The sequence below is a fragment of the Prevotella sp. P3-92 genome (genome assembly GCF_002251205.1).
GTDB lineage: Bacteria > Bacteroidota > Bacteroidia > Bacteroidales > Bacteroidaceae > Prevotella.
In genome coordinates this window covers 105,646-130,237 of the sequence record NZ_NPJE01000063.1, presented here as the reverse complement: position 1 = coordinate 130,237, position 24,592 = coordinate 105,646, and the positions used below count along the sequence as shown (strand labels likewise).

General features: G+C 45.6%; 19 protein-coding genes and 2 tRNA genes. 14 read left to right on the top strand and 7 right to left on the bottom strand.

Going from position 1 to position 24,592, the window contains the following annotated elements:
* Positions 1-378: 378 nt before the first annotated feature.
* Complete coding sequence (rnr, locus tag CIK93_RS11630) at positions 379-2,550, bottom strand: ribonuclease R (protein ID WP_094434915.1); 2,172 nt, start codon at positions 2,548-2,550, stop codon at positions 379-381.
* Positions 2,551-2,884: 334 nt separating this feature from the next.
* Between rnr and CIK93_RS11625 the strand changes: the two genes are divergently transcribed.
* The 6 genes from CIK93_RS11625 to CIK93_RS11600 all read left to right on the top strand — a co-directional run bounded on the left by CIK93_RS11625 (position 2,885) and on the right by CIK93_RS11600 (position 9,361).
* Entirely contained in the window at positions 2,885-5,560 is a 2,676-nt protein-coding gene (locus CIK93_RS11625; protein WP_094447451.1) for a calcium-translocating P-type ATPase, PMCA-type, read from the top strand.
* Between the two features lie 16 nt (positions 5,561-5,576).
* The gene (locus tag CIK93_RS11620) at positions 5,577-6,323 is read left to right on the top strand and encodes a peptidylprolyl isomerase (protein ID WP_371327199.1); all 747 of its coding nucleotides are present in this window, start codon (positions 5,577-5,579) and stop codon (positions 6,321-6,323) included.
* A 7-nt stretch (positions 6,324-6,330) separates the two neighbouring features.
* Entirely contained in the window at positions 6,331-7,323 is a 993-nt protein-coding gene (locus CIK93_RS11615; RefSeq protein ID WP_094447449.1) for an NAD(P)-dependent oxidoreductase, read from the top strand.
* Complete coding sequence (locus CIK93_RS11610; protein WP_094391015.1) at positions 7,314-8,306, top strand: phosphatase PAP2 family protein; 993 nt, start codon at positions 7,314-7,316, stop codon at positions 8,304-8,306. Before CIK93_RS11615 ends, CIK93_RS11610 begins: the two co-directional genes overlap by 10 nt.
* Positions 8,307-8,446: 140 nt before the next feature.
* On the top strand, positions 8,447-8,914 hold the full coding sequence (gene greA, locus CIK93_RS11605) for a transcription elongation factor GreA (RefSeq protein WP_094391016.1): 468 nt from the start codon (positions 8,447-8,449) through the stop codon (positions 8,912-8,914).
* 54 nt (positions 8,915-8,968) lie between these two features.
* Positions 8,969-9,361 (top strand): HIT family protein, encoded by a 393-nt coding sequence (locus tag CIK93_RS11600; protein ID WP_094391037.1) that lies wholly within the window; start codon positions 8,969-8,971, stop codon positions 9,359-9,361.
* Between the two features lie 13 nt (positions 9,362-9,374).
* On the opposite strand, the gene CIK93_RS11595 is transcribed toward CIK93_RS11600, so the two are convergent.
* Positions 9,375-10,463: a mannose-1-phosphate guanylyltransferase gene (locus CIK93_RS11595; RefSeq protein WP_094447448.1), complete on the bottom strand. Its 1,089-nt coding sequence runs from the start codon at positions 10,461-10,463 to the stop codon at positions 9,375-9,377.
* Between the two features lie 146 nt (positions 10,464-10,609).
* Between CIK93_RS11595 and CIK93_RS11590 the strand changes: the two genes are divergently transcribed.
* Together CIK93_RS11590 and CIK93_RS11585 are read left to right on the top strand one after the other, a co-directional pair.
* Positions 10,610-10,691: transfer RNA gene (locus tag CIK93_RS11590), tRNA-Leu, on the top strand.
* Between the two features lie 468 nt (positions 10,692-11,159).
* Positions 11,160-11,468 (top strand): hypothetical protein, encoded by a 309-nt coding sequence (locus CIK93_RS11585; RefSeq protein WP_094447447.1) that lies wholly within the window; start codon positions 11,160-11,162, stop codon positions 11,466-11,468.
* 390 nt (positions 11,469-11,858) lie between these two features.
* On the opposite strand, the gene CIK93_RS11580 is transcribed toward CIK93_RS11585, so the two are convergent.
* Together CIK93_RS11580 and CIK93_RS11575 are read right to left on the bottom strand one after the other, a co-directional pair.
* On the bottom strand, positions 11,859-13,013 hold the full coding sequence (locus CIK93_RS11580) for a glycosyltransferase family protein (RefSeq protein WP_094447446.1): 1,155 nt from the start codon (positions 13,011-13,013) through the stop codon (positions 11,859-11,861).
* A gap of 258 nt (positions 13,014-13,271) precedes the next feature.
* The gene (locus tag CIK93_RS11575) at positions 13,272-13,811 is read right to left on the bottom strand and encodes a TrmH family RNA methyltransferase (protein WP_094391019.1); all 540 of its coding nucleotides are present in this window, start codon (positions 13,809-13,811) and stop codon (positions 13,272-13,274) included.
* A gap of 413 nt (positions 13,812-14,224) precedes the next feature.
* Here CIK93_RS11575 and nadA point away from each other — a divergent pair, with 413 nt between their 5' ends.
* Together nadA and CIK93_RS11565 are read left to right on the top strand one after the other, a co-directional pair.
* On the top strand, positions 14,225-15,214 hold the full coding sequence (gene nadA, locus CIK93_RS11570) for a quinolinate synthase NadA (RefSeq protein ID WP_094391020.1): 990 nt from the start codon (positions 14,225-14,227) through the stop codon (positions 15,212-15,214).
* Between the two features lie 142 nt (positions 15,215-15,356).
* A tRNA-Leu gene (locus CIK93_RS11565) sits at positions 15,357-15,441 on the top strand.
* Positions 15,442-15,681: 240 nt separating this feature from the next.
* On the opposite strand, the gene CIK93_RS11560 is transcribed toward CIK93_RS11565, so the two are convergent.
* From CIK93_RS11560 to dapF, 3 genes are all read right to left on the bottom strand, one after another.
* On the bottom strand, positions 15,682-17,871 hold the full coding sequence (locus CIK93_RS11560; protein ID WP_094447445.1) for a glutamine synthetase III: 2,190 nt from the start codon (positions 17,869-17,871) through the stop codon (positions 15,682-15,684).
* Positions 17,872-17,940: 69 nt separating this feature from the next.
* Positions 17,941-19,170, bottom strand: a complete 1,230-nt coding sequence (locus CIK93_RS11555) for an LL-diaminopimelate aminotransferase (RefSeq protein ID WP_094391022.1) — start codon at positions 19,168-19,170, stop codon at positions 17,941-17,943.
* A gap of 33 nt (positions 19,171-19,203) precedes the next feature.
* Positions 19,204-20,079: a diaminopimelate epimerase gene (dapF, locus tag CIK93_RS11550; RefSeq protein WP_094391023.1), complete on the bottom strand. Its 876-nt coding sequence runs from the start codon at positions 20,077-20,079 to the stop codon at positions 19,204-19,206.
* Positions 20,080-20,414: 335 nt separating this feature from the next.
* Here dapF and CIK93_RS11545 point away from each other — a divergent pair, with 335 nt between their 5' ends.
* From CIK93_RS11545 to asnB, 4 genes are all read left to right on the top strand, one after another.
* Positions 20,415-20,762, top strand: a complete 348-nt coding sequence (locus CIK93_RS11545) for a P-II family nitrogen regulator (RefSeq protein WP_094391024.1) — start codon at positions 20,415-20,417, stop codon at positions 20,760-20,762.
* 74 nt (positions 20,763-20,836) lie between these two features.
* A complete protein-coding gene (locus CIK93_RS11540) occupies positions 20,837-22,090 on the top strand; it encodes an ammonium transporter (protein WP_094447444.1) in 1,254 nt (417 codons plus the stop codon).
* Between the two features lie 47 nt (positions 22,091-22,137).
* Positions 22,138-22,845, top strand: coding sequence for a hypothetical protein (locus tag CIK93_RS11535; protein ID WP_094391026.1), 708 nt, complete (start codon positions 22,138-22,140; stop codon positions 22,843-22,845).
* Between the two features lie 70 nt (positions 22,846-22,915).
* The gene (asnB, locus tag CIK93_RS11530) at positions 22,916-24,580 is read left to right on the top strand and encodes an asparagine synthase B (protein WP_094391027.1); all 1,665 of its coding nucleotides are present in this window, start codon (positions 22,916-22,918) and stop codon (positions 24,578-24,580) included.
* The last annotated feature ends 12 nt before the right edge of the window (positions 24,581-24,592 follow it).

Genomic DNA, 24,592 nt, shown 5'->3' with positions numbered 1-24,592 from the left:
TAATAATCCTTTAATACACTCAAACGGAATTGATCGTCAAAATGACGAGCTGCTCTACGTTCCTTTTTCATCATTTACACTGTTTTTTAATTGTTAAAACGGTGTAAAGTAAATCTGTATTAAGTCAAATCAATTTGTTTTCCTCGGCAAATCAATTTGTTTTCCTCGGCAAATCAATTTGTTTTCCTCGGCAAATCAATTTGTTTTGCTGAGAAAAGTATCTTTCATATAGGTGTAAACCATTATATTTCATACTATTACACACCATCGGAAACACCTTGGCAAATAGCATATAAAATCGGGAAGCAACCTGCCGTTGACGGCTATGCCTCCCGATAGTATATGGAATATGTATTTTCCAGGGGTTGTCCCGATGGATTATTCGTCGTCGTCAGCCAGTGTGAAGTCGAGCTGTCGCTTCTCTATATTGGCTCTTGCCACCTTGATGCGTACTGCATCGCCCAGTTGGTATTTGTGGTGATGACGTCTGCCAACGAGACAATAGTTCTTCTCGTCGAAGTCGTAGTAGTCGTCGTCAAGGTCGCGCATAGGTACCATTCCCTCGCAGTGGTTCTCGTCTATCTCGCAATAGATACCATACGACTGGATGCCACTGATATGCGCATCGAAGCACTGGCCCAACTTGTCTGCCATAAACTCTACCATCTTATACTTGATAGAATCGCGCTCAGCCTGCTGTGCCACCTGCTCCATGTCGGAACAGTGCTCGCAGAGTTCCTCGTATTTATCTTGGCTGGCACTGCGGCCTCCGTCCTGATAGCGTGTCAACAGACGGTGTACCATCGTGTCGGGATAGCGTCTGATGGGCGAAGTGAAGTGGGTGTAGTATTCAAAAGCCAGTCCGTAGTGACCTATATTATGGGTGGAATACTTTGCCTTCATCATTGATCGGAGAGCAACAATCTCTATCAGGTTCTGCTCTCGCTTACCCTGACACTCGTCCATGAGCGTGTTCAGACTGCGCGAGATCGCTCCTTTGGTGCCGGCAGTCTTCATCTTATAACCAAACTTCACTACAAATTCGCGCAATGCCTCCAGCTTGGTGGGGTCGGGCTGGTCGTGGATACGGTAGGGCAGTGTCTTGGCTTTGACACCTTTCTTCACCTTACCCACACTTTCTGCCACCCACTTGTTGGCTATGAGCATAAATTCTTCAATGAGTTGGGTAGCCTGGTTCGACTTCTTGAAATAAGCTCTGATGGGCTTACCCTTCTCGTCTATATCGAAATGCAACTCTTCGCGGTCGAAGCGCACGGCACCGCCTTTGAATCTGCGCTCACGCAGTATCTGCGACAAGCGAGCGAGGGTGCAGAGCATTTCTGCATTTTCAATGGTCTTGCGCAATGAGGGTTTAGCCTCACACTGCTGCAAGATGTCGAGCACTTCTTCATAGGCATAGCGTCTGTTGCTCTTGATGACGGTGTGTGCAATATGGAATTTCTTGATGTTTGCATTGTCGTCCATCTCGAAAATAGCCGAATAGGCGAGCTTCTCCTCATCGGGGCGAAGGGAGCAGATGAAGTTGCACAGCCGTTCGGGAAGCATCGGGATGGTGCGGTCAACGAGATAGATACTCGTGGCACGCTTCATGGCTTCCTTGTCAATGATAGATCCTTCGGTCACATAATGAGACACATCGGCAATGTGGACACCCACTTCCCAGAGTCCATTCTTCGTTTTGCGAATGGAGAGTGCATCGTCGAAATCTTTCGCATCCTTCGGGTCTATAGTGCAAGTGAACACATCGCGGAAGTCTTCACGACGCTTAATCTCATCGGGCGTGATAGTGGGATCTATCTTTTCGGCAGCATCTTCCACGGCTTTCGGATATTTGTAAGGCAGTCCGTATTGTGCCAATATGGCGTGCATCTCCACATTGTTGTCGCCTTCTTTACCAAGCACATCAATGACTTCGCCCACCATGTTCTTCGATTCCTTCGATGGCCATTGGGTGATTTTCACCACTGCCTTATCGCCATCCTTACCACCTTTGAGTTTTTTCTTCGGCACAAAGATGTCGTGAACAAAGATGTTTCCCTCGGTAACAAGGAAGGCATAGTCTTTTTCCACACGCAGACGACCCACCGCCTGATCGCGCTTATGCGACAAGATTTCTACCACCATTGCCTCCTTGATATGTTTTTCGCGACGTGCCATATAGGCCACTTTCACACGGTCGCCGTTGAGTGCATACATAGAGTTGCGCTCACTGACAAACACGGGCGTGCCGCCATCGTCGGGAAGGAACGAGTTTTTACCATTGGCCTTGCGCACAAAGGTGCCTTCCTGCACTTGTGTTTTGAGGTTGAGCCGGTAACTGTTTTCCGAAACCTTCGAGAGATAGTCGTCCCATGCCATTTCCTCCATCGTGTCGATGGCGAGCATTTTAGCGGGATGGGTTACCAATCGGAGTGCACGGAATATCTGTTTGAACGAGAATGTCTCGTTGGGATTTTCTTGGAAGAATGTCTGAAGCCGCTCCACGAGTTGCTTCTTCGTTATGCGTTTTCCACCTTTTTTCTTATTCATAATCGTAGTTTTTGGATTGTATTCTGCTACAAAGATATGAAAAAAGTCAATTTCTTGTACGCTTCGACGGTTAATTTTCATTAAATTGTCATAGACTGGCTGCCATATCTGACCATCATAACAGGACTAACCGCCACTCACAACAGCCCGACGCCCCCTCTACGTATCTGCAATGTAATATGGTTCAAAGGGTTACACCATGTCAAAATATGATAAAAAATAGGAACACCACGAAGAATATATCTGTTTTTTCTTTGTTTTCCGATTGCTTAATCGTAACTTTGCAAACTGATTGTCGTAAGGTAACGACTGCACTGCATTTACAAAAGCATACATGACACAGAAACAACAATATACAGGACTGACACCGCAAGAAGTGGCAGAGAACCGAAAAAAGTATGGGGAAAACATACTGACCCCACCAGAAAAGGATTCTTTGTGGCGGCAGTTCCTGGAAAAATTTCACGAACCACTCATCATAATCCTACTCGTTGCAGGATTATTGTCAGTGGGAATAGCATGCTACGAACACTACGGACTCGACAAAGGAGGCGAAGTTTTCTTCGAACCCGTAGGCATCTTTGTGGCTATCATGCTGGCTACAGGACTCTCTTTCTACTTTGAATGGCAAGCCAACAAAGAGTTTGCTATACTCAACCAAGTAAACGATGATGAACCCGTGGAGGTGATCAGACAGGGAAACACTACCATGATACCGCGACGCGAACTGGTGGTCGAGGATGTGGTGGTGCTCAACACAGGCATGGAAGTGCCTGCCGATGCCGTCTTGCTGACTTCCACATCGCTGCAAATCGACGAATCGACACTGACGGGCGAACCCATCTGCCACAAAAGTGAACGTCCGGAAGAGGCTGACCCCGATGCCACCTACCCCACCAACCAAGTGATGAAGGGCACAAAAGTAATGGAGGGACATGCCATCTGTCGCGTCACGGCAGTGGGCGACCATACCGCACAAGGCAAGGTGTTTGAGGCTGTACAGATAGACAACAGCATACGTACACCACTCGATGAACAGCTCGGACAACTGGGAAAATGGATCACCGTCGTCAGCTATATCGTGGCTACAGGTATTGTAGTGGGAAGAATCGTGGCATATCTCACTGCCATGGACCATTTTCAGTGGATCGACTTCACCGCTTATATGCTGCAAACCTTCATGATTGCAGTGACGCTGATCGTGGTATCGGTACCCGAAGGACTACCCATGACCGTCACACTGTGTCTGGCCTACAGTATGCGACGCATGCTGAAAAGCAATAATTTGGTGCGCAAGATGCATGCCTGCGAAACTATGGGAGCTACCACTGTCATCTGTACCGACAAGACTGGAACATTGACGGAAAATCAAATGCGGGTGGATGAGATGAAGCTGTATGGCACTACAGATGCCGACATCGTAGCGGAAGGACTCGCTGTCAATGCTACTGCATCGCTCGACTATGCGAAAAGTGGTGAACCTGCCGTATTGGGAAACCCCACTGAGGGAGCATTGCTGCTATGGCTACACAGCCAAGGCAACGACTATCGCACCATCAGACTGCAGACCACGACACTGGCAGAACTGCCTTTCTCTACCGAACATAAATTCATGGCTACGGTTGTGGAGTCGGTTGCCCGTAAAGGACAACGCATACTCTATGTGAAAGGTGCACCGGAAATCGTCTTTGCCATGTGTCAGACAGCTGACGTGGAACGCAGAGAGATAGACCAACAACTGGCTGTCTATCAGCAACGCGCCATGCGCACACTGGGATTTGCCTATCAGATACTCGAACCGGGAGCACCCCTCCCCATTGTCAATCATAAGCTACAGGCATCCTGTCTGCATTTCATAGGCATTGCAGCCATAGCAGACCCCGTCAGAAGCGATGTGCCACAAGCCATCAACGAATGTATGGAGGCGGGCATTAAAGTCAAGATCGTGACTGGCGACACACCGGGTACTGCTCGCGAGATAGCACGACAAATAGGACTGTGGAACGATCACGACACCGACCAAAGCATCATTACGGGACCTGAATTTGAAGCGCTTTCCGATGAAGAGGTGCGCCTGCGTGTGGAGCAACTGAAAATCATAGCACGCGCACGACCTATGGACAAACGCCGACTGGTAGAAGCATTGCAGAAGAACGGAGAGGTGGTGGCAGTCACTGGCGACGGTACCAACGATGCCCCTGCACTGCGCGCTGCCCACGTGGGACTGTCGATGGGCGACGGAACGAGTGTTGCCAAAGAGGCCAGCGACATCACTATCATCGACAATTCATTCTCCAGCATAGGCAAAGCGGTCATGTGGGGACGGTCGCTCTACCAGAATATTCAGCGCTTTCTACTGTTCCAACTCACAGTAAACGTCACCGCTTGCCTCCTTGTGCTATTCGGTGCGTTCATGGATACTGAGTCGCCACTCACCGTGACACAGATGCTTTGGATCAATCTCATTATGGATACGTTTGCTGCCATGGCTTTGGCATCACTCCCACCATCACACGCTGTGATGAAAGATAAACCACGCAACAGGTATAAATCCATTCTGACCAAGGAAATGCTAAGAGAGATTGTGGGCGTAGGACTGTTCTTCTTCCTACTGCTGCTCACCATGCTCTTTGCTTTCCAACATACCGACATCACCTCGCTGACAGACTTTCTGCAACTGCAACTCAGCAATAAACGACATATCAGCGCTTACGAACTCACATTGCTGTTTACCGTTTTTGTCATGACACACTTCTTCTACCTCTTCAACGCAAGGGCATTCGGAAGTCATCGCAGTGCATTGCATTTCAAAGGGTGTAAGGGCTTGATCACTATCGTGGTCATCATCTTCGTAGGACAAGTGGCAATGGTTGAGACACCGGGCTTCCAAAAGTTCTTCAACGTGGTCAGTCTCCGATGGACTGACTGGCTCATTATCATCGCAGGATCGTCGCTCGTACTATGGATAAGAGAGGCGTGGAACCTGTTGGTAACACAAAAAAGAATATAAAAACAAGAAATAGATTATGGCAAAAGTTAGAATAAACACCTCAGAGGGCAGTATCACTGTGCGCCTCTACGACGAGACTCCAAAGCATCGCGACAACTTCCTGAAGTTGGCCAGAGAGGGATTCTTCAACGGAACGCTCTTTCATCGCGTCATCAAAGACTTCATGATTCAGGGCGGAGACCCTGACAGCAAAGGCGCACCTGCTGGCAAAATGCTCGGTACGGGTGGACCCGGATATACCATTCCCGCTGAATTTGCATATCCACAGTGCTTCCATAAGCGTGGCGCACTTAGTGCTGCGCGACTCGGCGATGAGGTAAATCCTGAAAAAGAAAGCAGCGGAAGCCAGTTCTACATCGTCTGGGGAAAGACTTACAAACCTCAAGAGCTCCTACAAATGGAGCGACAAATGGCTATGCAACAAGAGCAAAACGTATTTAACCAACTGGCACGACAGAACCACGAACGCATCATGGAACTCAGACGCAACCGCGACCGCGAGGCACTCATGGTGCTGCAAGACCAACTCATAGCACAAACAAAACAACAATGTAAGGACATGGGACTGCCTACCTTTACCCAAGAACAGACCAATGTCTATACTACCGTGGGCGGAACTCCGTTCCTCGACGGACAATACACCGTGTTTGGCGAAGTGGAAGAAGGACTCGACGTGGTGGAAAAAATACAAAACACAGAGACACTGCGCGGTGACCGTCCTAAAAACGACGTGACCATGACGGTGGAAATCATCAACGAATAAACTAAAAATGAAGATTCTCATCACTGGAGCCAGTGGTTTCATCGGCTCGTTTATCGTGGAGGAAGCTATCAGACAGGGTTTCGAAACATGGGCGGCTGTACGCCGTTCGAGTTCGAAGGACTATCTGCAAGACCCACGCATACACTTCATAGAACTCGACCTTTCATCGGAAAGCAAACTGGTGGAACAGTTGCAAAACTGCTCGTTCGACTATGTAGTGCATGCTGCCGGTGCCACCAAGTGTCTCAACAAAGCCGATTTTGCGCGCATCAATACCGAGGGTACCAAGAATTTGGTTACTGCACTGCGCATCCTACAAATGCCTATACAGCGCTTTGTGTTCATCAGCAGCCTCAGTATCATGGGTGCTATACGCGAAAAACTGCCTTATCAGGAAATCTGCGAAACCGACACACCACAGCCCAACACGGCTTATGGCAAAAGTAAACTGCAAGCAGAGCAATGGCTCGACACACAGAAAGACTTCCCATACGTGATACTCAGACCTACCGGTGTGTATGGCCCAAGGGAAAAAGACTACTTCCTGCAGTTTAAAAGCATTAAGGGACACACCGATTTCGCAGTAGGCCACCAACGACAAGATATCACCTTTGTCTATGTCAGCGATGTGGTACAGGCGGTTTTCCTGGCTTTGGAGAAAGGCAAAACAGGCCGCAGATACTTCCTGTCAGATGGTGAAGTGTATCAGTCGGCAGACTTCAGCAACCTCATACATGAGGCATTGGGACGCCCTTGGTGGATTCGCATCACTGCACCGATATGGCTTTTACGCATCGTTACAACATGCGGCGAATGGATCGGACATATCACCGGAAAGGTTACAGCACTTAACAACGACAAGTTTAACATACTCAAGCAACGCAACTGGCGCTGTGACATCACTCCTGCCATCAATGAACTGGGCTACAAACCACAGGTGAAACTGGAGGAAGGTGTGCGCAAAAGCGTGGAATGGTATCAAGCAAAGGGATGGCTATAAACATGCATACACCGAAATTCCTTATCAGACTGGTGGCACATGACAGTCACCCCACACGCGGACTGTTGGCTGTAGAGTGGGCTATGATGCTCTATCTGCTGTTTACACTGGCACTCATGGCATGTCTCTGGCCGCGCATCCAACAGCCTGCACCCATGCTCATAGGACGATTGGCAATGGTCATCGGGGTATTGCTGGCATGGATTATTTATCAATGGAAACCGTGTCGCATCACCCATTTGGCAAGAATACTGCTGCAACTCGGACTCCTCTCATGGTGGTATCCCGATACCTATGAGATCAATAAACTATTGCCCAACTACGATCCATACTTTGCGGCGGCTGATCAATGGCTGTTCGGATGCCAACCCGCACTGCTCTTTTCACAGTGGATGCCGCAACATTGGTGGTCGGAACTCATGCATCTGGGGTACGCCAGTTATTATCCGCTGATGGTGGCAGTAAGCCTTTACTACTTCTGCTGCCGCTACGAGCGATTTGCAAGAGCCACTTTCGTACTGCTGACATCGTTTTTTGTCTATTACGTCATCTTCGATGTCGTGCCGGTTACTGGTCCGCAATACTACTATCTGGCAGCCGGAACAGACCAGATCGGCGCCGGGGTGTTCCCTGAAATAGGACAATGGTTTATCAACCACACCGAGTCACTGCCCATACCGGGGTGGTCTGACGGTTTTTGCTACCATCTGGTGGCTGCCGCACACGCAGCAGGAGAACGCCCAACAGCGGCATTTCCCAGTAGTCACGTAGGTGTGACAACCATTCTCATGCTATTGGCTTGGAAGAGTGGAAGCCGCAAACTGCTATGGAGCGTAACACCTTTCTATATATTAATGTGTATGGCTACCGTCTATATCCAAGCACACTACGCCATCGATGTGATTGGCGGATGGGTCAGCGGTGTCATCTTCTATTTCGCTTTGGACGGATTTTATCGGAAAAATTTGGAAAGTAGGAAATAAATGCCTAACTTTGCAAACGATAACGAGACACAGTAGAAAAAGGGGATTCCGACATGAGCATAGTCGGAATTCTTTATTTTTTTTGCATCTCGTGAAGTTATATTACAAGAAAACAGAAACCTTTTAAAACAAGAACAATTATGGCTTATATGTCACAAGAAGGCTATGACAACCTCATAGCTGAATTGCAGCGATTGGAAAGTATTGAGCGACCAAAGGCCTCTGCAGCAATCGCCGAAGCCCGAGACAAGGGCGATTTAAGTGAAAACAGTGAGTATGATGCTGCCAAAGAAGCACAGGCACATCTGGAAGACAAAATCAACAAATTAAAATCTACCATTGCCGAAGCTAAAATCATCGATACTTCACGACTCAGCACCGACTCGGTACAGATTCTGACCAAGGTGGAAATGACCAATATCATCACCAAAGCCAAGATGACCTATACCATTGTCAGCGAGAATGAAGCTGATTTGCGCGCTGGAAAAATATCTATCCAGACTCCTATCGCACAAGGACTTTTGGGCAAAAAGGTTGGCGACGAAGTGGAAATCAAAATACCACGCGGCACCATCAAACTGCGCATTGAGAACATCTCTATAGCCTAATATCCAAACAAACAGGCCACAGAGAAGGGTTAAACCATATTAATACAAATGCTTATGGACATCTTTTCAAAGATTGCAGCTGGTGAAATTCCAAGCTACAAATGTGCAGAGAACGATGAGTTCTATGCCTTTCTCGACATCAATCCACTGGTGAAAGGCCACACACTGGTGATTCCCCGCCGTGAAGTGGATTACTTCTTTGACATGGACGATGAGGAGTTGGCACGCTACCAGAAGTTTGCCAAGCGTGTTGCAGCAGCTATCAAGCGCGCTTTCCCCTGTCGCAAAGTGGCACAGGTGGTGCTCGGTCTTGAAGTACCACACGCCCACATCCACCTCATTCCAATGCAGAGTGAGGCTGATGCAGACTTCCGTAGAGAGAAACTGAAACTCTCTGAGGAGGAATTTCAGGCTATTGCCGATAAGATTCTAAATGAGTTTAAGTAGATTTCAGACCGTCTTAAACAAACTCATCACCGTATTTCATCTGCACTTCGTTCACATATTTGCGAACCAGTGCAGATGAATCTCCTTTCTTACAGATAAGCAATACATTGTCTTCCTCGGCCACAATATAGCCGTCGAGACCGCTGACAATACCCAAACGACCCTTAGGAAGCTTGATAACATTATTGTGCGACTCATCCAATATCACTTCCGAATCGACCACCACGTTATCTCCTTCACCACGACTTCTACATTCATAGATGGCATGCCAAGTACCTAAATCTGCCCAACCGAAGTTGCCGTGCATCACGCAAACCTCGTCGCAGCGCTCTAACACACCTCGGTCGATGGAGAGATTGGCATAGGAAGGATAGTTCTCGCTTACAAATTCCAACTCATCCTCTAAGGTGAAGTTGGGACGCACAGCATCCAAACGCTTCATCACATCGGGGAACAGCTGTCGGAAACAACTGTTCAGATATTGTCCGTTGGCTTGTATAAGACCTGTGTTCCATAGAAATTCACCGCTTTCCATAAACACTTTGGCGAAGTCGCGATCAGGTTTTTCGGTAAAAGACTTCACACGGAAGACCTCTGTAGCGCCTTCCATCGCATCACCCATCTGTATGTAACCATAGCCCGGTTCTGGACGTGTGGGAGTGATGCCTATGGTGAGCAGCGCCTGATGATGCTCCACAAAGCGGAAACCTTCCTCTATATTATGTTGGAAAGCCTCTTCGTTGAGCACAAACTGATCGCTCGGCGTAATTACCACATTGGCATCGGCACACTGACGGCATATGCGCATGTTGGCCCACAATACAGCCGGAGCAGTGCCACGACTTACTGGTTCTGCCAAAATGTTGTCGGCATTCATGCCGGGCAATTGTTCTTTCACCAATTCGACATACTCTTTAGCAGTTGTGATGAAAATATTTTCTTGTGGTAATATCTTGGTGAAGCGGTCGTAGGTCTGTTGCAACTGTGTGCGACCAGAGCCAAAGAAATCTATAAACTGTTTTGGGTTTTTCTCTCTGCTACAGGGCCAAAGTCTTCTGCCTTTGCCTCCTGCGAGAATGATGCAATATTGTTTGTTGTCCATGTTATAGGCTTTAAAGGAACTATTTTACGGTACGAAGTTAGTCAATTTCTGCATATTGAACAAAAAAATCAATCATTTTTAATAATTTTTCTCCTTTCATAAACAGATATTCAAAGAAATTTTGTAACTTTGCACTCGCTAAATAAGCCCAGATGGCGGAATCGGTAGACGCGCTGGTCTCAAACACCAGTGGGGAAACCCATCCCGGTTCGAGCCCGGGTCTGGGTACAGCAGAGCGGCTAAGCGTTGGTTTTCAACGCTTAGCCGCTATTTTTTTTATGAACTAAAAAGTATTGCCGCAGGATGTGCTGACAGTGGTTGCAACTTGTTTGAAAGCAATACTGATACTAAAGGAAGTGTTGCTTCCGGTTGTACAAACGTTGGCTGTTACCTTTTTACTAACCAAAAACACCACTAAGCAATCATATCAACATACAATAATAAACTTTCTTCATTTTCATAGATCTATTAATCATATAACATTTTTGTGACCGCAAAAATCCAAGAGCGGTATTACAATCGTGTGATAATCGTATAAATATGGTGTTAAAGGTTAAACCCGAAGTGTTCCACCTATTATATATATATGAACCATTGATGCTGAAAAATGATGTTCATCCTTTCTCCATAAGATAGAAATCGAGCTGTAACACCATATCTATACTTTTACAGCCGAAAAAAAAATCCATATCGGATATGAACAGACTGAAGATTGTTTTGATAACAACAGTATTGGACACATCAATACTTTACGCCAAACAAACACAACTCAAACACATGACAGTAGTATCGGATGTACACCTGATGGCACCATCGCTCTTACGACACAAAGGAACGGCATTCGACAGCTACATCGCAAACGACAGGAAAATGCTTGTGGAAAGTACTGAACTATTAGATTCTGTGAGCAACAGCCTGACCAACTATCTGCCGCAAGTTGGTGGTCGATGGGTGGTCGAACTTTCAGACATCGACCACCACCTAAAGTACTATATGATAGCGTGATGCACACTTCGGTGGTCGAGTGGTCGAAATTTTCTTGAAAACTAAAATAACTGTACACGTTAAGCGGTGATGTCCATTCGCCTACGACTTTATTCGAATTCGGTCATTATATTACATGCATGACCATGGATTATTATATTTCTAATGACCGATTTGGGACTAATAAATATAAGGTACGCACGCATGAGTATAGCCTATGCGCGCGATTCATTTGCTTGATAAGCATACTATATCATACTGTAAACTAAAGCATTAAAACTGATTTGACAGCGAAAAATATTTGCCATAAAACACGTTGCTACTACCTATTATTATCAAACGAATGTTTTTCAGGATTATAGGGAAGTATTGATAAAAGGATTATCAAACATTGAAAACGAGTGCAGTGAACTATGATTGGAAGAAAGAAGCAATGGTAATATTGCTCTTTTCCTCGTTATATACACAGGTTTCGGTTGTATCGTAATATTCGTTGTAAGCACTCTCTATGGCTGCCATGATGCGGATTTCAGCATGGTTTTCCCACATTCTGAATTCCACATCTTCCTCATATCCACGAGTAAAAACCTTGAGCTTGTCGATGTCGAACGCATCGGTTGCCACTCCTGCCATCTCCCTTTCTGCATCCAAGGCGTTGCACTCTTGCTCTACATGTGCCGGTATCAACATGCAAGGTTTACCCATATACAATGCTTCGCAAACGCTCTCAAAACCTGCTGTGGTGGCGTATGCCTTGCAGCCTGCCATATATTTTAAGAACTTCACATCGTTGATGCGATGGAAAGTGAGTGTTTCATCTACCTGAAGTTCTTCGGGTGCATCGGCTTTATCCCAGAAAAAATGGAGTTGTGTGTGCGGATGTTTCTGATGCCAAGCCTTTACATCTTCGGCATATCCGGCATTGAGCATATATCCCACGATATAGTTTCCATGGTGACGGATTGTGGTTTTCACCTTCTGACGAAGCAATGGAGGCACTACTTTTATACCATTTGCTGCATCGTCGCCATAGTCACGAATGGACAAAGCCAGTTTTTTAGTGGCTCTTAGACAGGTGATGCGGGTGAATACTCTCAGTAGAAATTCTGGCAAAGGAAACTTTCCTGGCATTTGGAAAGAAGGGTGCAAAAATAGATACTGATGGCCTATACACACCTCAGGAATGCCAAAATGGAACAGTGAATATGTGATGCCACACAACACTTCATAGAAATTGATGATGATGTCTGCCCCACTCTCTTGAATATTCTTGCGTATGAAATTGATGCTTGAAATATATGAAGGCACCAAAAGACTATTGTATGCCATGGAGCGCAATAGACTGAATCTCTTATTGTCCTTAGATGGGAGGAAGTTGGGACTATCAAACAACTCAGTTGGACAGTTTATCTGATTGAGGAAAAACTCAGGTATTTTTCTGTTTTTACTCTTTCCTACCAATACTTTCACTATCTCGTGGCCCTCATGCAGCAATATCTGTCTGAGTGTTAATGCCTGGGTAAGATGGCCTCTTCCCTCTCCTTGAACTACAAAAATTACTTTCATCTTCTTACGTCTATTTACATCTTTTTATCAATATATCTTTTAACTGAAAGTTGTATTGATAAAGCTTATCTAATACTTTTTGGGTGCAAAGATATGAGATGTATGTTTCAAAGATGTGATAGAAGTATGAATATGAAGTTAAAAATCAGTTGATTACCGATGTTATCCACAAAGTTATCAACCTATAAGTATCTATACCCGTTAACACCTGTATATTGGTTTAGAAACAAACAGATATGGCGGAGCGATTACAGCAAACTATTCTGGTTTCAAAACGAGCGATTCTGCAAACTTATAAATAATGATGCCTGCCGTGACAGATACGTTCATGGAGTGTTTGGTGCCCAATTGAGGAATTTCCAAACAACCGTTGCTGGCATCAACAACCTCCTGATGAACACCTTTTACCTCGTTTCCTAATACCACAGCATAACGCTTCGAAGGATCAGGAACGAAATGCTGCAGCTTGGTAGAATGTTCCACTTGTTCCACCGACAACACCTCGTAACCATCGTTCTTCAAAGCATTGACAGCCTCAAATGCCGTCTTGTAGTATCGCCAATCCACAGACTCTTCTGCGCCAAGCGCTGTCTTATGAATCTCAGTGGCAGGCGGTGTCTGACAAATGCCACAAAGACAAACAGCCTCTACCCTAAACGTATCAGCCGTACGAAATACACTACCTATATTATACATAGAGCGGACGTCGTCAAGGACAACCACTAAAGGCAGCTTTTCCGACTTCTTGTATTCCTCAATACTCAGTCGCTGCATCTCTATCGTGCGTATCTTTCTCATAGTTGGCGACAAAATTACAAATAAAAAACGATAATACAAATTATTGTGGATAACTATGTTGATAACCGTGTGGATAACGTGTTAATTATCCACTAATATCCACAACGACATTTCTGGTATATGGATATCCACAGGTTTATACAGTTGTTTTTAGCAACTTTTCCACGCAATTATGATGAAAAAAGATATAAACTTATTAAATTTGCACCAAAATACGGAATTGTGGATAAGTTATTCAGTGGTCTAAAAATCAGCACTTAACTATCAACACCTATTGTGGATAGTGTGTGACCACAAGTTGATAACGAAAAAAGCAAAATATCAATAAGAAAGTTTTGCACTTATCAACAGGCTATTATCATACACATTTCTATTTTAAAATTAAAATAAAAAATAAATAATATAATATTGTGATGTTGAAAAACGAATGGATAAAACAAGGATTCATTGATGAACCTATTGCTGACGGCACCGATCTGAAAAAAGAAATAAGACGGTTGGCGAAGGAGAAGAATGCCTTGATTCTGGCACATTACTACACTCGTGGCGAAATACAAGAGGTAGCCGATTTCATTGGTGACTCGTTGGCTTTGGCGCGTAAGGCAGCCGAAACCGATGCCGACATGATAGTGATGTGTGGTGTTCACTTCATGGCTGAAACCTGTAAGATACTCTCTCCTGAGAAGAAAGTGCTTTGTCCTGATGTGACAGCAGGCTGTTCGTTGGCTGATTCATGCCGTGCAGAAGATCTCAAGAAATATAAAGAGGAGCATCCAGGTTATCAGGTTATCAGTTATGTGAATACCACTGCCGCAGTCAAGGCATTGACCGATGTGGTGGTGACCAGTGGCAATGCCAAGAAAATAGTTGATACCTTTCCTGCCGATGCAAAGTTGATATTTGGTCCAGATTATAACTTAGGATCGTATATCAATTCAGTTACGGGTCGTAACATGCTTCTATGGAATGGCGGTTGCCATGTACACGAGCGTTTCTCGGTAGCAGAAATTGCCAAACTGAAAGCCGATCATCCCAAAGCCCTGGTATTAGCACACCCCGAATGTAAGGGTCCTGTGCTTGCTGTAGCCGATGTAGTGGGTTCTACGGCAGTTCTTTTGAAGTATGCGGTAGAACACCCAGAGCAAGAATACATCGTGGCTACAGAGTCTGGAATACTGCATGAGATGCAGCGCCAGTGTCCCACCACCATGTTCTATCCCGTACCTCCAGAGGTTAGTGAAGGCGGATTGGGTTGTTCGTGCAATGAGTGCGACTATATGAAGAAGAACACTTTAGAGAAGATCTATCATACCCTTCGTCACGAATGGCCTACCGTAGAGGTGGATGAAGCCACAGCTCGCGATGCCGTGAAGCCTATTGAGCGTATGTTAGCATTGAGTTAATGCGTGGAAATAATGGTGATAGACGGTGCTAAAGCCATAGTTTTTCGCCATTTTCTATGTGTGATAAAAAAAAGAAAATAACAATTTCTTTTGTATTCTGCTTAGTTATTCGTACCTTTGCAGGCGAATTCCAAATTCCACTGCCGCGATGGTGGAATGGTAGACACGAGGGACTTAAAATCCCTTGGCCAGTAATGGCTGTGCGGGTTCGAGTCCCGCTCGCGGCACGTTAGGATAAGACAAGCCCCGTCGATGTTTTAGTTTTGAAACAACGGCGGGGCTTGCTTTTGTAGGATGGGAAGTAGGGATTTCCCGCATGAGAATATTTTGGAACGTTGGTCTTGCTATTGCTATAGATATAAAAAATGAGGGTCCGATACTTCACAGCATCGAACCCTGCGCAAACTTCAAACAACCAAAAAAAGAAATAGATTTGTTGTTATTGATGTCTATTCATCAGTCTTATATTAGCGGATGAACAATAGTTCACGATATTTAGGCAATGGCCAGCAGGTATCATCAACAATCAGTTCGAGTTTATCAATCTGATATCTGATGGTGTCCATCTTTGGTTCTATCGTGTCATGATATGCAATAGCCTTTTCATGTTCATCGGCAATTTTGTTTGCAACCTTTCTTGCGTTGACAAGTTCTTCTACGCCTTTCTCGATAGTTGATGTGCGTTCAGCAATTTCCTCTATGATTTTAATGTTGCGTGCTGATAGTTTATCAGCTTTGTCAACAGGGAAAATGGCGCGCATATTCTGTACATTATCGAGCAATTTACTTTGGTACTGAGTAGCTACAGGTATGATATGGTTCATAGAAAGATCGCCGAGAACACGTGCTTCAATCTGTATTTTCTTGGTGTATGTTTCCCATTTCACCTCATTTCTGGCTTCCAGTTCCTTCTTACTCATCACGCCGAGTTTCTCAAACATCTCTATACTTGCCTTGTCGAGATAGCGCTCAAAGATCTTCGGGCATGATTTTTCCACGTCAAGACCACGTTTGGTAGCCTCTTCAATCCATTCGTCACTATATCCATTGCCATCGAATCGGATAGGTTTGCAGGTTTTAATATCCTCACGCAATACTTCCACAATAGCGCTGGTCTTATCTTCACCTTTTTCAATGAGAGCGTCAACGCGCTTCTTGAAATTAATCAAAGCTTCAGCAACTGCCGCATTCAGTGCAATCATGGCTGATGCACAGTTGGCTTCAGAACCAACGGCACGGAATTCAAATCTGTTACCTGTGAATGCAAAAGGCGATGTACGGTTGCGGTCTGTGTTATCGATAAGCAGTTCAGGAATCTCCGGAATATCGAGTTTCATACCCTGTTTTCCAGCCATAGTAAATAGATCGTCCTTGTCTGCGAGTTCGATATGGTCGAGCAGTTCGGTCAACTGTTTGCCCAAGAATGATGAAATGATGGCAGGGGGCGCCTCGTTTGCACCCAGACGGTGTGCATTAGTAGCACTCATGATAGAAGCTTTGAGTAATCCGTTGTGCTTATAAACACCCATAAGTGTCTCTACGATGAAGGTCACGAAGCGCAGATTCGCCTCTGGAGTCTTACCAGGAGCATGCAACAATACGCCATTGTCGGTAGATAAGCTCCAGTTGTTGTGTTTACCAGAACCGTTGATGCCATCGAAAGGTTTCTCGTGCAGCAGAGCGCGGAATCCATGTTTGCGAGCTACGCGCTTCATCAACGACATGAGCAACATATTGTGATCGACAGCGAGATTAGTCTCTTCGAATATAGGAGCTACTTCAAACTGGTTAGGTGCTACTTCGTTATGTCTTGTCTTGCATGGAATTCCCAGTTCAAGAGCCTGCATTTCCAAGTCGCGCATAAATGCTGCAACACGCTCAGGAATAGATCCGAAGTAGTGATCATCCATTTGCTGGTTCTTTGCAGAATCGTGTCCCATCAGTGTACGTCCAGTGAGCAAGAGGTCTGGTCGAGCCGAATAGAGTCCCTCATCAACGAGGAAATACTCCTGTTCCCATCCCAAGTTAGATGTGACCTTCTTGACTGTTGGGTCAAAATAATGGCACACATCAGTAGCAGCCACGTTTACTGCATGCAATGCGCGTAGCAGTGGAGCCTTATAGTCGAGTGCTTCACCGGTGTAAGAGATGAAGATGGTCGGGATACACAACGTATCATCGATGATAAACACAGGGCTTGTAGGATCCCATGCAGAGTATCCTCTTGCTTCGAAAGTAGCACGTATGCCACCTGAAGGGAATGATGATGCATCAGGTTCCTGCTGCACAAGGAGTTTTCCGGAAAACTCTTCTACCATTCCACCTTTACCGTCATGCTCTATAAACGAGTCATGTTTCTCTGCTGTGCCCTCTGTCAAAGGCTGGAACCAGTGTGTGTAATGAGTTACGCCATTCTCTTTAGCCCACTGCATCATACCTGCAGCCACAGCGTCAGCTACTTTTCTATCGAGTCTAGCACCGTTGTCTATGACATCAATCATTTTTTCATAGACATCTTTCGGCAGGTACTTATACATTTTCTCGCGGTTGAATACCTTTTTACCGAAATACTCATACGGTCTTTCCGATGGAGCTTTTACGTCGAGTGGCTTTTTCTGAAAAGCCTCTTCCACGACCTGAAATCTTAAATTTGCCATAATCACTGTGTTTTTATTTTGTGTTTGTGTTTTTGTTATTTTGTGTCTGTGTTGTCTGTTATATTGTTGTTACTTCAACCAGTTTTCTATACGTAGCAGTGCTTCGTCGGTTTTCTCTTGTTGTCCGAAGGCAGTCAGACGAATGTATCCCTCGCCACTTGGACCGAATCCCACACCTGGTGTACATACCACATGAGCATCGTATAGCATCTGTTCGAAGAATCTCCAACTCCCTTCTCCATTTGGTGTTTTCACCCAAAGGTATGGTGCGTTTTCACCTCCATATACTTCCAGTCCGAGTTTAGTGAGTGTCTCCTTCATTTTATGTGCATTGCGCATATAGTAGCTGATGGTTTCTTTCACCTGTTCCTTACCTTCTTGTGTATAGATAGCCTGTGCAGCTCTTTGGCTCAGATAACTTGTTCCGTTGAATTTTGTGCATTGTCTTCTGTACCAAAGGTGGTTCAGTGGAATGCGTTCACCCGTCAGTGTTGACGCTGTAATATCTTTCGGCACCACGGTATAACCACATCTTACACCGGTAAATCCAGCTGTTTTCGAATAGCTATGAAATTCTATAGCACATTTTCTTGCACCTCTTATCTCGTAAATGGAGTGTGGTATAGAGTCATCTTGAATATATGCTTCATACGCTGCATCGTAGAATATGATTGCATCGTTTTTTAATGCGTAGTTTACCCACTTTTTCAATTCCTCCTTAGGAAGTACCGTACCCGTTGGGTTGTTAGGATAGCAGAGGTAAATGATATCCACTCTTTTGTTAGGAATCTGTGGTATAAATCCGTTTTCAGCCGTGCATGGCATGTATAAAACATTTGACCATCGTCCGTTTTCCACTACCCCAGCTCTTCCAATCATTACGTTGGAGTCGATATATACAGGATAGATAGGATCTGTCACACCGATGCTGTTGTCCCATCTCACCAGTTCCTGTATGTTTCCTGTATCGCTTTTAGCACCGTCGTTGATGAATATCTCGTTGATATCGAGATGTATTCCGCGAGGAAGAAAATCGTTTTTCAGGATGGCTTCACGCAGGAAGTCGTAGCCTTGTTCCGGTCCGTAGCCTCTAAACGTGGCTTGTGTAGCCATTTCATCAGCTGCGTGGTGTATGGCTTCCACTACTGCTGGACACAGTGGTTGAGTAACATCACCGATGCCGAGCGATATGATGTCGGACTTTGGGTGCATCGTCTTGAAGGCATTCACCTTTTTGGCGATGTCAGCGAACAAGTAATTGTTCGGCAATTTGAGAAAGTGTTCGTTTACTAATGCCATATCTTTGGTTGTTTTAAAAGTTGTCGTTTGTATTCAATTGGTGGGCGGTTCTCCGTCTGGAAGTTCTATTTCTCCTTCGAAAACAAATTCCGCCGGCCCTGTCATATATATATGGTTGTTGGTTTCGTCCCATTTGATAGTGACGTTGCCGCCGTCCATTTCAATGACCGACTCTCTTCCTTTTCTTCCAGTGAGTGCTGCTGCAACCGCTGTAGCACATGCCCCTGTTCCGCACGCCATGGTAATTCCGCTTCCGCGTTCCCATACTCTCATTCTGATATGTCCGTTATCCATGACTTGTGCAAATTCTATATTGCATCTTTCAGGAAAAGCCTCATGGTGTTCCAGTATATTTCCTATTCGTGCAATGTCTATTTGATTCAGTTTTTCTGTGAAGATGACGAAGTGTGGATTGCCCATCGACACGAATGTTCCGGGCCAATCCTCTCCGTCTGCTGTTAAGGTGATTAGTTGTTCCGACCGATTGTCTGAACCTATAAACTGCCTTGTGTTGTACAGTTTAGGTTCTGACATATCCACTGTGACACTGCACACTCTCTCATGGGCAACGTTCAGATGTAATGTCTTAATGCCCGATTTTGTCAACAGTCGGATATCGGTCTTATGGGTTATCCCTTTTTCGTAGAGGTATTTACCAATACATCTTGATGCGTTTCCACACATCATCGCCTCGCTTCCATCAGCGTTGAATATTCTCATGGAATAGTCGGCTTCAGGCATATCTACCTCACCGATGAGCACCAGTCCATCGCTTCCGATGCCTGTATGAGGCTTGCTCCATACTCTGGCAGCCTCTTCAGGGTTGGCTATATTATATAATAAGGTATTGACGTAAATATAGTCATTACCAGCCCCCTGCATCTTTGTGAAATGAACTTTAGCTTTCATCATGCTAATCTTTTTGCCTTTTTTAATTGCTTAATGTCTTATTTCTGGTGCAAAGATACGTCGATTTGATAGTATTTGCAAGTTTATTGCAAGTTTATTTGATAACTTTTTGTGTTATTTTGTTAATTTGAAAGCAAATAGGCTATATTGCTTTCAAATTGTAAGTAACTACAATAAAAACTATAATAAATGCAAACAAAACTAATATTTTATTTTCTTATTGATATAAATATCATTGTTTTACTTACTTTTTGCACTAATTTTGCATCCGAAACAATACAGTTTGTTATCAATACGACATATTAATATAATTAGTAACATTAAAGGTTTAAGGTATGAAAAAGATTGAAGCAATCATCCGCAAAACAAAATTTGAGGAGGTGAAGAGTGCTTTGCTCTCTTCCGACATCGACTGGTTTGAGTACCACGACGTACACGGAATAGGTCAGAGCAGGCAGGAGCGCATTTATCGTGGTGTTCAGTATAACACCGATGTGATAGAGCGTGTAGCGCTAACCATCGTGTGTCGTGAAATGTTTGTCGAACCAACCATCAAAGTCATATTAAATGTAGCCCATACCGGAGAGATTGGTGATGGTCGTATTTTCCTCAGTGAGGTTATCGACACCTATTCTATCCGTACAGGTGAGAACGGCGACACGGTTTTGCGCGATAAGAAATAGTCTGGTTGCGTAATATTGAAACACAACAAGAGAAACGGATAACACAATAACACAAACACAAAATTTAGAAGATTATGAATGAAGTAGGAATTTCTCTCGATACCGTATGGATGTTGTTAGCTGCCATACTCGTATTTTGGATGCAGCCCGGTTTTGCGCTGTGTGAAGCAGGTTTCACCCGCAGTAAGAACACTGCCAATATTCTGTTTAAGAACTTTGTCGATTTCATGCTTGGTTCGGTATTGTTCTTTTTCGTAGGTTTTGGCTTTATGTTTGGCTCCGATGGCGCTGGTTTCATCGGTGCTCCCAACTGGGGCGACCTTTCTTTTTATAAGAGTGATCTGCCTGTAGAGGGTTTCTTGATGTTTGAAACAGTCTTTTGTGCCACTTCCGCCACTATTGTCAGCGGTGCCATGGCCGAGCGCACAAAGTTCTCTATGTATATAGTCTATAGCTTTTTCATCTCTCTGATTATTTATCCTGTGGAAGGCCATTGGACTTGGGGAGGTGGATGGTTGTGCAACGACGCAGCCGAAAGCTTTATGATGACCACTTTCGGACATGTGTTCCATGATTTTGCAGGTTCAGCCATTGTTCATAGTGTAGGTGGTGTGCTGGCATTGATTGGTGCTATTGCCCTCGGTCCCCGTCGCGGCAAGTATGATGCAAACGGCAAGAGCCGTGCCATTCCTGGTCATTCACTCATCTTGGCAGCCCTCGGTGTATTCATCTTGTGGATGGGTTGGTTTGGTTTCAACCCCGGTTCTCAGTTGGCAGCAACGGGTGAAGTAAACCGCATCGCTATTTCTCACGTCTTCCTGACTACCAATCTTGCAGCCGCCTGCGGTGGTATCGCCACGATGTTTGTTTCTTGGATGAAGTACGGCAAACCTTCATTCTCACTGACCCTCAACGGTGTATTGGCAGGATTGGTAGGTATTACTGCTGGTTGCGATGCTGTTGATGCTTGGGGTGCCATTATCATCGGTTTGGTTTGTGGCATAGTTCTTGTATATGCTATTGAGTTCATCGACCGGAAACTTCACATTGACGACCCTGTAGGTGCTTCTTCTGTACACGGTATATGTGGTATATTGGGAACATTGATGACCGGTCTGTTCTCTGTCAGCGAAGGACTTTTCTACGGTCATGGCTGGGGATTCCTCGGTGCCGAAGCCTTCGGTATACTGATAATCGACCTTTGGGCAGCAGTCACTGGTGTCATTCTGTTCTACTCTATTAAGAAGATTCACGGTCTGCGCGTCAGTGCCCGTATTGAAGATGAAGGTCTTGACATCTACGAACACGGTGAGACTTGCTACAACTGATCCTCTCTCTTGAGAGATCACAACAATAGTATTAATCAATAAAAAATATGAAGACGATGAAAAAGAATGTATTGCTTATATCGGTAGGACTGCTTTTTGCAGTCGCTACCGCCCATGCACAGGACAAAGTAGAAACCACTTTATCTGCCGATGTAGTAAACCATTATATCTGGCGTGGTACTGATTGCGGCAATGTAAGTATTCAGCCCACCTTGGGTGTTGCCTATAAAGGCCTGAGTCTTTCGGCTTGGGGAAGTGTCGGACTCGATAAAGACGACAACAAAGAACTCGACCTTACTGCCAGTTACAGTGTAGGTGGATTCTCTATCGGTGTCACCGATTATTGGTTTAATACCCCCGAAAAGCGTTATTTCTACTATAACGCCCATGGCACCAGCCATATCTTTGAAGGATATGTGAGCTACGATTTCGGTCCTGTTTCAGCAGCTTGGTACACCAATTTTGCAGGCAACGACGGTGTCAACAAAGACGGTGACCGTGCCTATTCATCTTATTTCGAAGTCAACGCTCCGTTTAAGTTGGGCGGTGTAGATTGGACAGCCACAGCCGGTGCTGTGCCTTTTGCCACCACCACTTACAACACTTCAGGTTTTGCGGTTACCAATCTTGCCCTCAAAGCCTCTAAAGACATTCAGATCACCGACCACTTCACCCTGCCTATCTTCGGTCAGGTGGTGGCCAATCCAAGTGATCAGAAAGCCTATTTCGTGTTTGGATTCACCCTGCAGCCCTAAGTGGCTGCAGGCTAATCCAGCCACTCCCCTATCCTAACCTCAACGCAAACATAAAAACAACAATATCATCATGTGTGGAATAGTAGCCATCTTCCATGTGGAAGAACAGACGCAAGCCCTTCGCGACAAGGCCTTGCGCATGAGTCAGAAAATACGTCATCGTGGTCCAGACTGGAGCGGTATCTATTGTGGAGGCCATGCCATTCTCGCCCACGAACGTTTGTCTATCGTCGATCCTGAGTCAGGTCAGCAACCTCTTTATAGTCCCGATCGCTGCCAAGTGCTTGCCGTCAATGGCGAGATCTATAATCATAAGGACCTTCGCGAGCGCTATAAGGATCAATACCAATTTCAAACCGGTTCCGATTGCGAGGTTATTTTAGCCTTATATCGCGACCGTGGCATCGATTTCCTTGAAGAATTGAATGGCATATTCGCTTTCGCACTCTACGACGAGACGCGCGATGAGTTTCTCATCGCCCGCGATCCGATAGGTGTCATCCCTCTTTATATCGGCTATGATGCCGATGGCAAGGTCTATGTAGCCTCTGAATTGAAGGCGCTTGAAGGTCAGTGCGACCACTACGAACCATTCCTGCCAGGCCATTACTACTGGAGTGGCGAGGGAAAGATGCATCGGTATTACCATCGTGATTGGATGGATTACGACCAGGTGAAGGACAATAAGGCCAGTGTGACTGCTATCCATGACGGTCTTGAAGCCGCTGTACGCCGCCAACTGATGAGCGATGTACCCTACGGCGTGTTGCTCAGCGGTGGTCTTGATAGCAGTATCATCTCAGCCGTAGCCGAGAAATATGCCGATATGCGTATTGAAGACGACAGTAAGACCAAAGCCTATTGGCCCCGTCTTCATAGTTTTGCCGTTGGATTGAAGGGAGCGCCCGACCTTGCCAAAGCCCGTTTGGTGGCCGACCACATAGGCACTGTCCACCACGAAATCAACTATACCATTCAAGAAGGCCTTGATGCCATCCGCGATGTCATCTATTTCATTGAGACGTATGATGTCACAACCGTACGTGCCTCTACTCCGATGTATCTCCTTGCCCGTGTCATCAAGTCGATGGGCATTAAGATGGTACTCTCTGGCGAAGGAGCCGATGAGATATTCGGCGGTTATCTCTATTTCCACAAAGCGCCCGATGCGCGTGCTTTCCATGAAGAAACGGTGCGCAAACTCTCTAAGCTTTATCTCTACGACTGCCTCCGTGCCAACAAGAGTCTTGCTGCATGGGGTGTGGAAGGTCGTGTGCCATTCCTCGACAAAGAGTTTCTCGACATCGCTATGCGCACCAATCCTGAGGCAAAACTCTGTCCCGGCATGATGATGGAGAAGAAGATTTTGCGTCAAGCCTTTGCAGATATGTTGCCCGATGAAGTGGCATGGCGCCAGAAGGAGCAGTTCTCCGATGGTGTGGGCTACTCGTGGATCGACACGCTGAAAGCCGTTACCGCAGCCGCTGTGACCGACGAACAGATGGCACATGCCGCCGAGCGCTTCCCCATCAATACGCCACAGAATAAGGAAGAGTACTACTATCGCAGCATTTTTGCTGAGCATTTCCCTTCCGATAGTGCAGCTCGCAGTGTTCCAAGTGTGCCAAGCGTGGCATGCAGCACTGCCGAAGCATTGGCATGGGACCGTTCGTTCCAACATCTGAACGACCCCAGTGGTCGTGCTGTGAAGGGTGTTCACGAACAGGCATATTAAGTCTGTGTTTTC

Excerpts from the sequence above, each read along its gene's own strand:
- rnr (WP_094434915.1), bottom strand. The coding sequence starts at position 2,550 with ATGAATAAGAAAAAAGGTGGAAAACGCATAACGAAGAAGCAACTCGTG.
- CIK93_RS11625 (WP_094447451.1), top strand. The coding sequence starts at position 2,885 with ATGACACAGAAACAACAATATACAGGACTGACACCGCAAGAAGTGGCA.
- CIK93_RS11620 (WP_371327199.1), top strand. The coding sequence starts at position 5,577 with ATGGCAAAAGTTAGAATAAACACCTCAGAGGGCAGTATCACTGTGCGC.
- CIK93_RS11615 (WP_094447449.1), top strand. The coding sequence starts at position 6,331 with ATGAAGATTCTCATCACTGGAGCCAGTGGTTTCATCGGCTCGTTTATC.
- CIK93_RS11610 (WP_094391015.1), top strand. The coding sequence starts at position 7,314 with ATGGCTATAAACATGCATACACCGAAATTCCTTATCAGACTGGTGGCA.
- greA (WP_094391016.1), top strand. The coding sequence starts at position 8,447 with ATGGCTTATATGTCACAAGAAGGCTATGACAACCTCATAGCTGAATTG.
- CIK93_RS11600 (WP_094391037.1), top strand. The coding sequence starts at position 8,969 with ATGGACATCTTTTCAAAGATTGCAGCTGGTGAAATTCCAAGCTACAAA.
- CIK93_RS11595 (WP_094447448.1), bottom strand. The coding sequence starts at position 10,463 with ATGGACAACAAACAATATTGCATCATTCTCGCAGGAGGCAAAGGCAGA.
- CIK93_RS11585 (WP_094447447.1), top strand. The coding sequence starts at position 11,160 with ATGAACAGACTGAAGATTGTTTTGATAACAACAGTATTGGACACATCA.
- CIK93_RS11580 (WP_094447446.1), bottom strand. The coding sequence starts at position 13,013 with ATGAAAGTAATTTTTGTAGTTCAAGGAGAGGGAAGAGGCCATCTTACC.
- CIK93_RS11575 (WP_094391019.1), bottom strand. The coding sequence starts at position 13,811 with ATGAGAAAGATACGCACGATAGAGATGCAGCGACTGAGTATTGAGGAA.
- nadA (WP_094391020.1), top strand. The coding sequence starts at position 14,225 with ATGTTGAAAAACGAATGGATAAAACAAGGATTCATTGATGAACCTATT.
- CIK93_RS11560 (WP_094447445.1), bottom strand. The coding sequence starts at position 17,871 with ATGGCAAATTTAAGATTTCAGGTCGTGGAAGAGGCTTTTCAGAAAAAG.
- CIK93_RS11555 (WP_094391022.1), bottom strand. The coding sequence starts at position 19,170 with ATGGCATTAGTAAACGAACACTTTCTCAAATTGCCGAACAATTACTTG.
- dapF (WP_094391023.1), bottom strand. The coding sequence starts at position 20,079 with ATGAAAGCTAAAGTTCATTTCACAAAGATGCAGGGGGCTGGTAATGAC.
- CIK93_RS11545 (WP_094391024.1), top strand. The coding sequence starts at position 20,415 with ATGAAAAAGATTGAAGCAATCATCCGCAAAACAAAATTTGAGGAGGTG.
- CIK93_RS11540 (WP_094447444.1), top strand. The coding sequence starts at position 20,837 with ATGAATGAAGTAGGAATTTCTCTCGATACCGTATGGATGTTGTTAGCT.
- CIK93_RS11535 (WP_094391026.1), top strand. The coding sequence starts at position 22,138 with ATGAAGACGATGAAAAAGAATGTATTGCTTATATCGGTAGGACTGCTT.
- asnB (WP_094391027.1), top strand. The coding sequence starts at position 22,916 with ATGTGTGGAATAGTAGCCATCTTCCATGTGGAAGAACAGACGCAAGCC.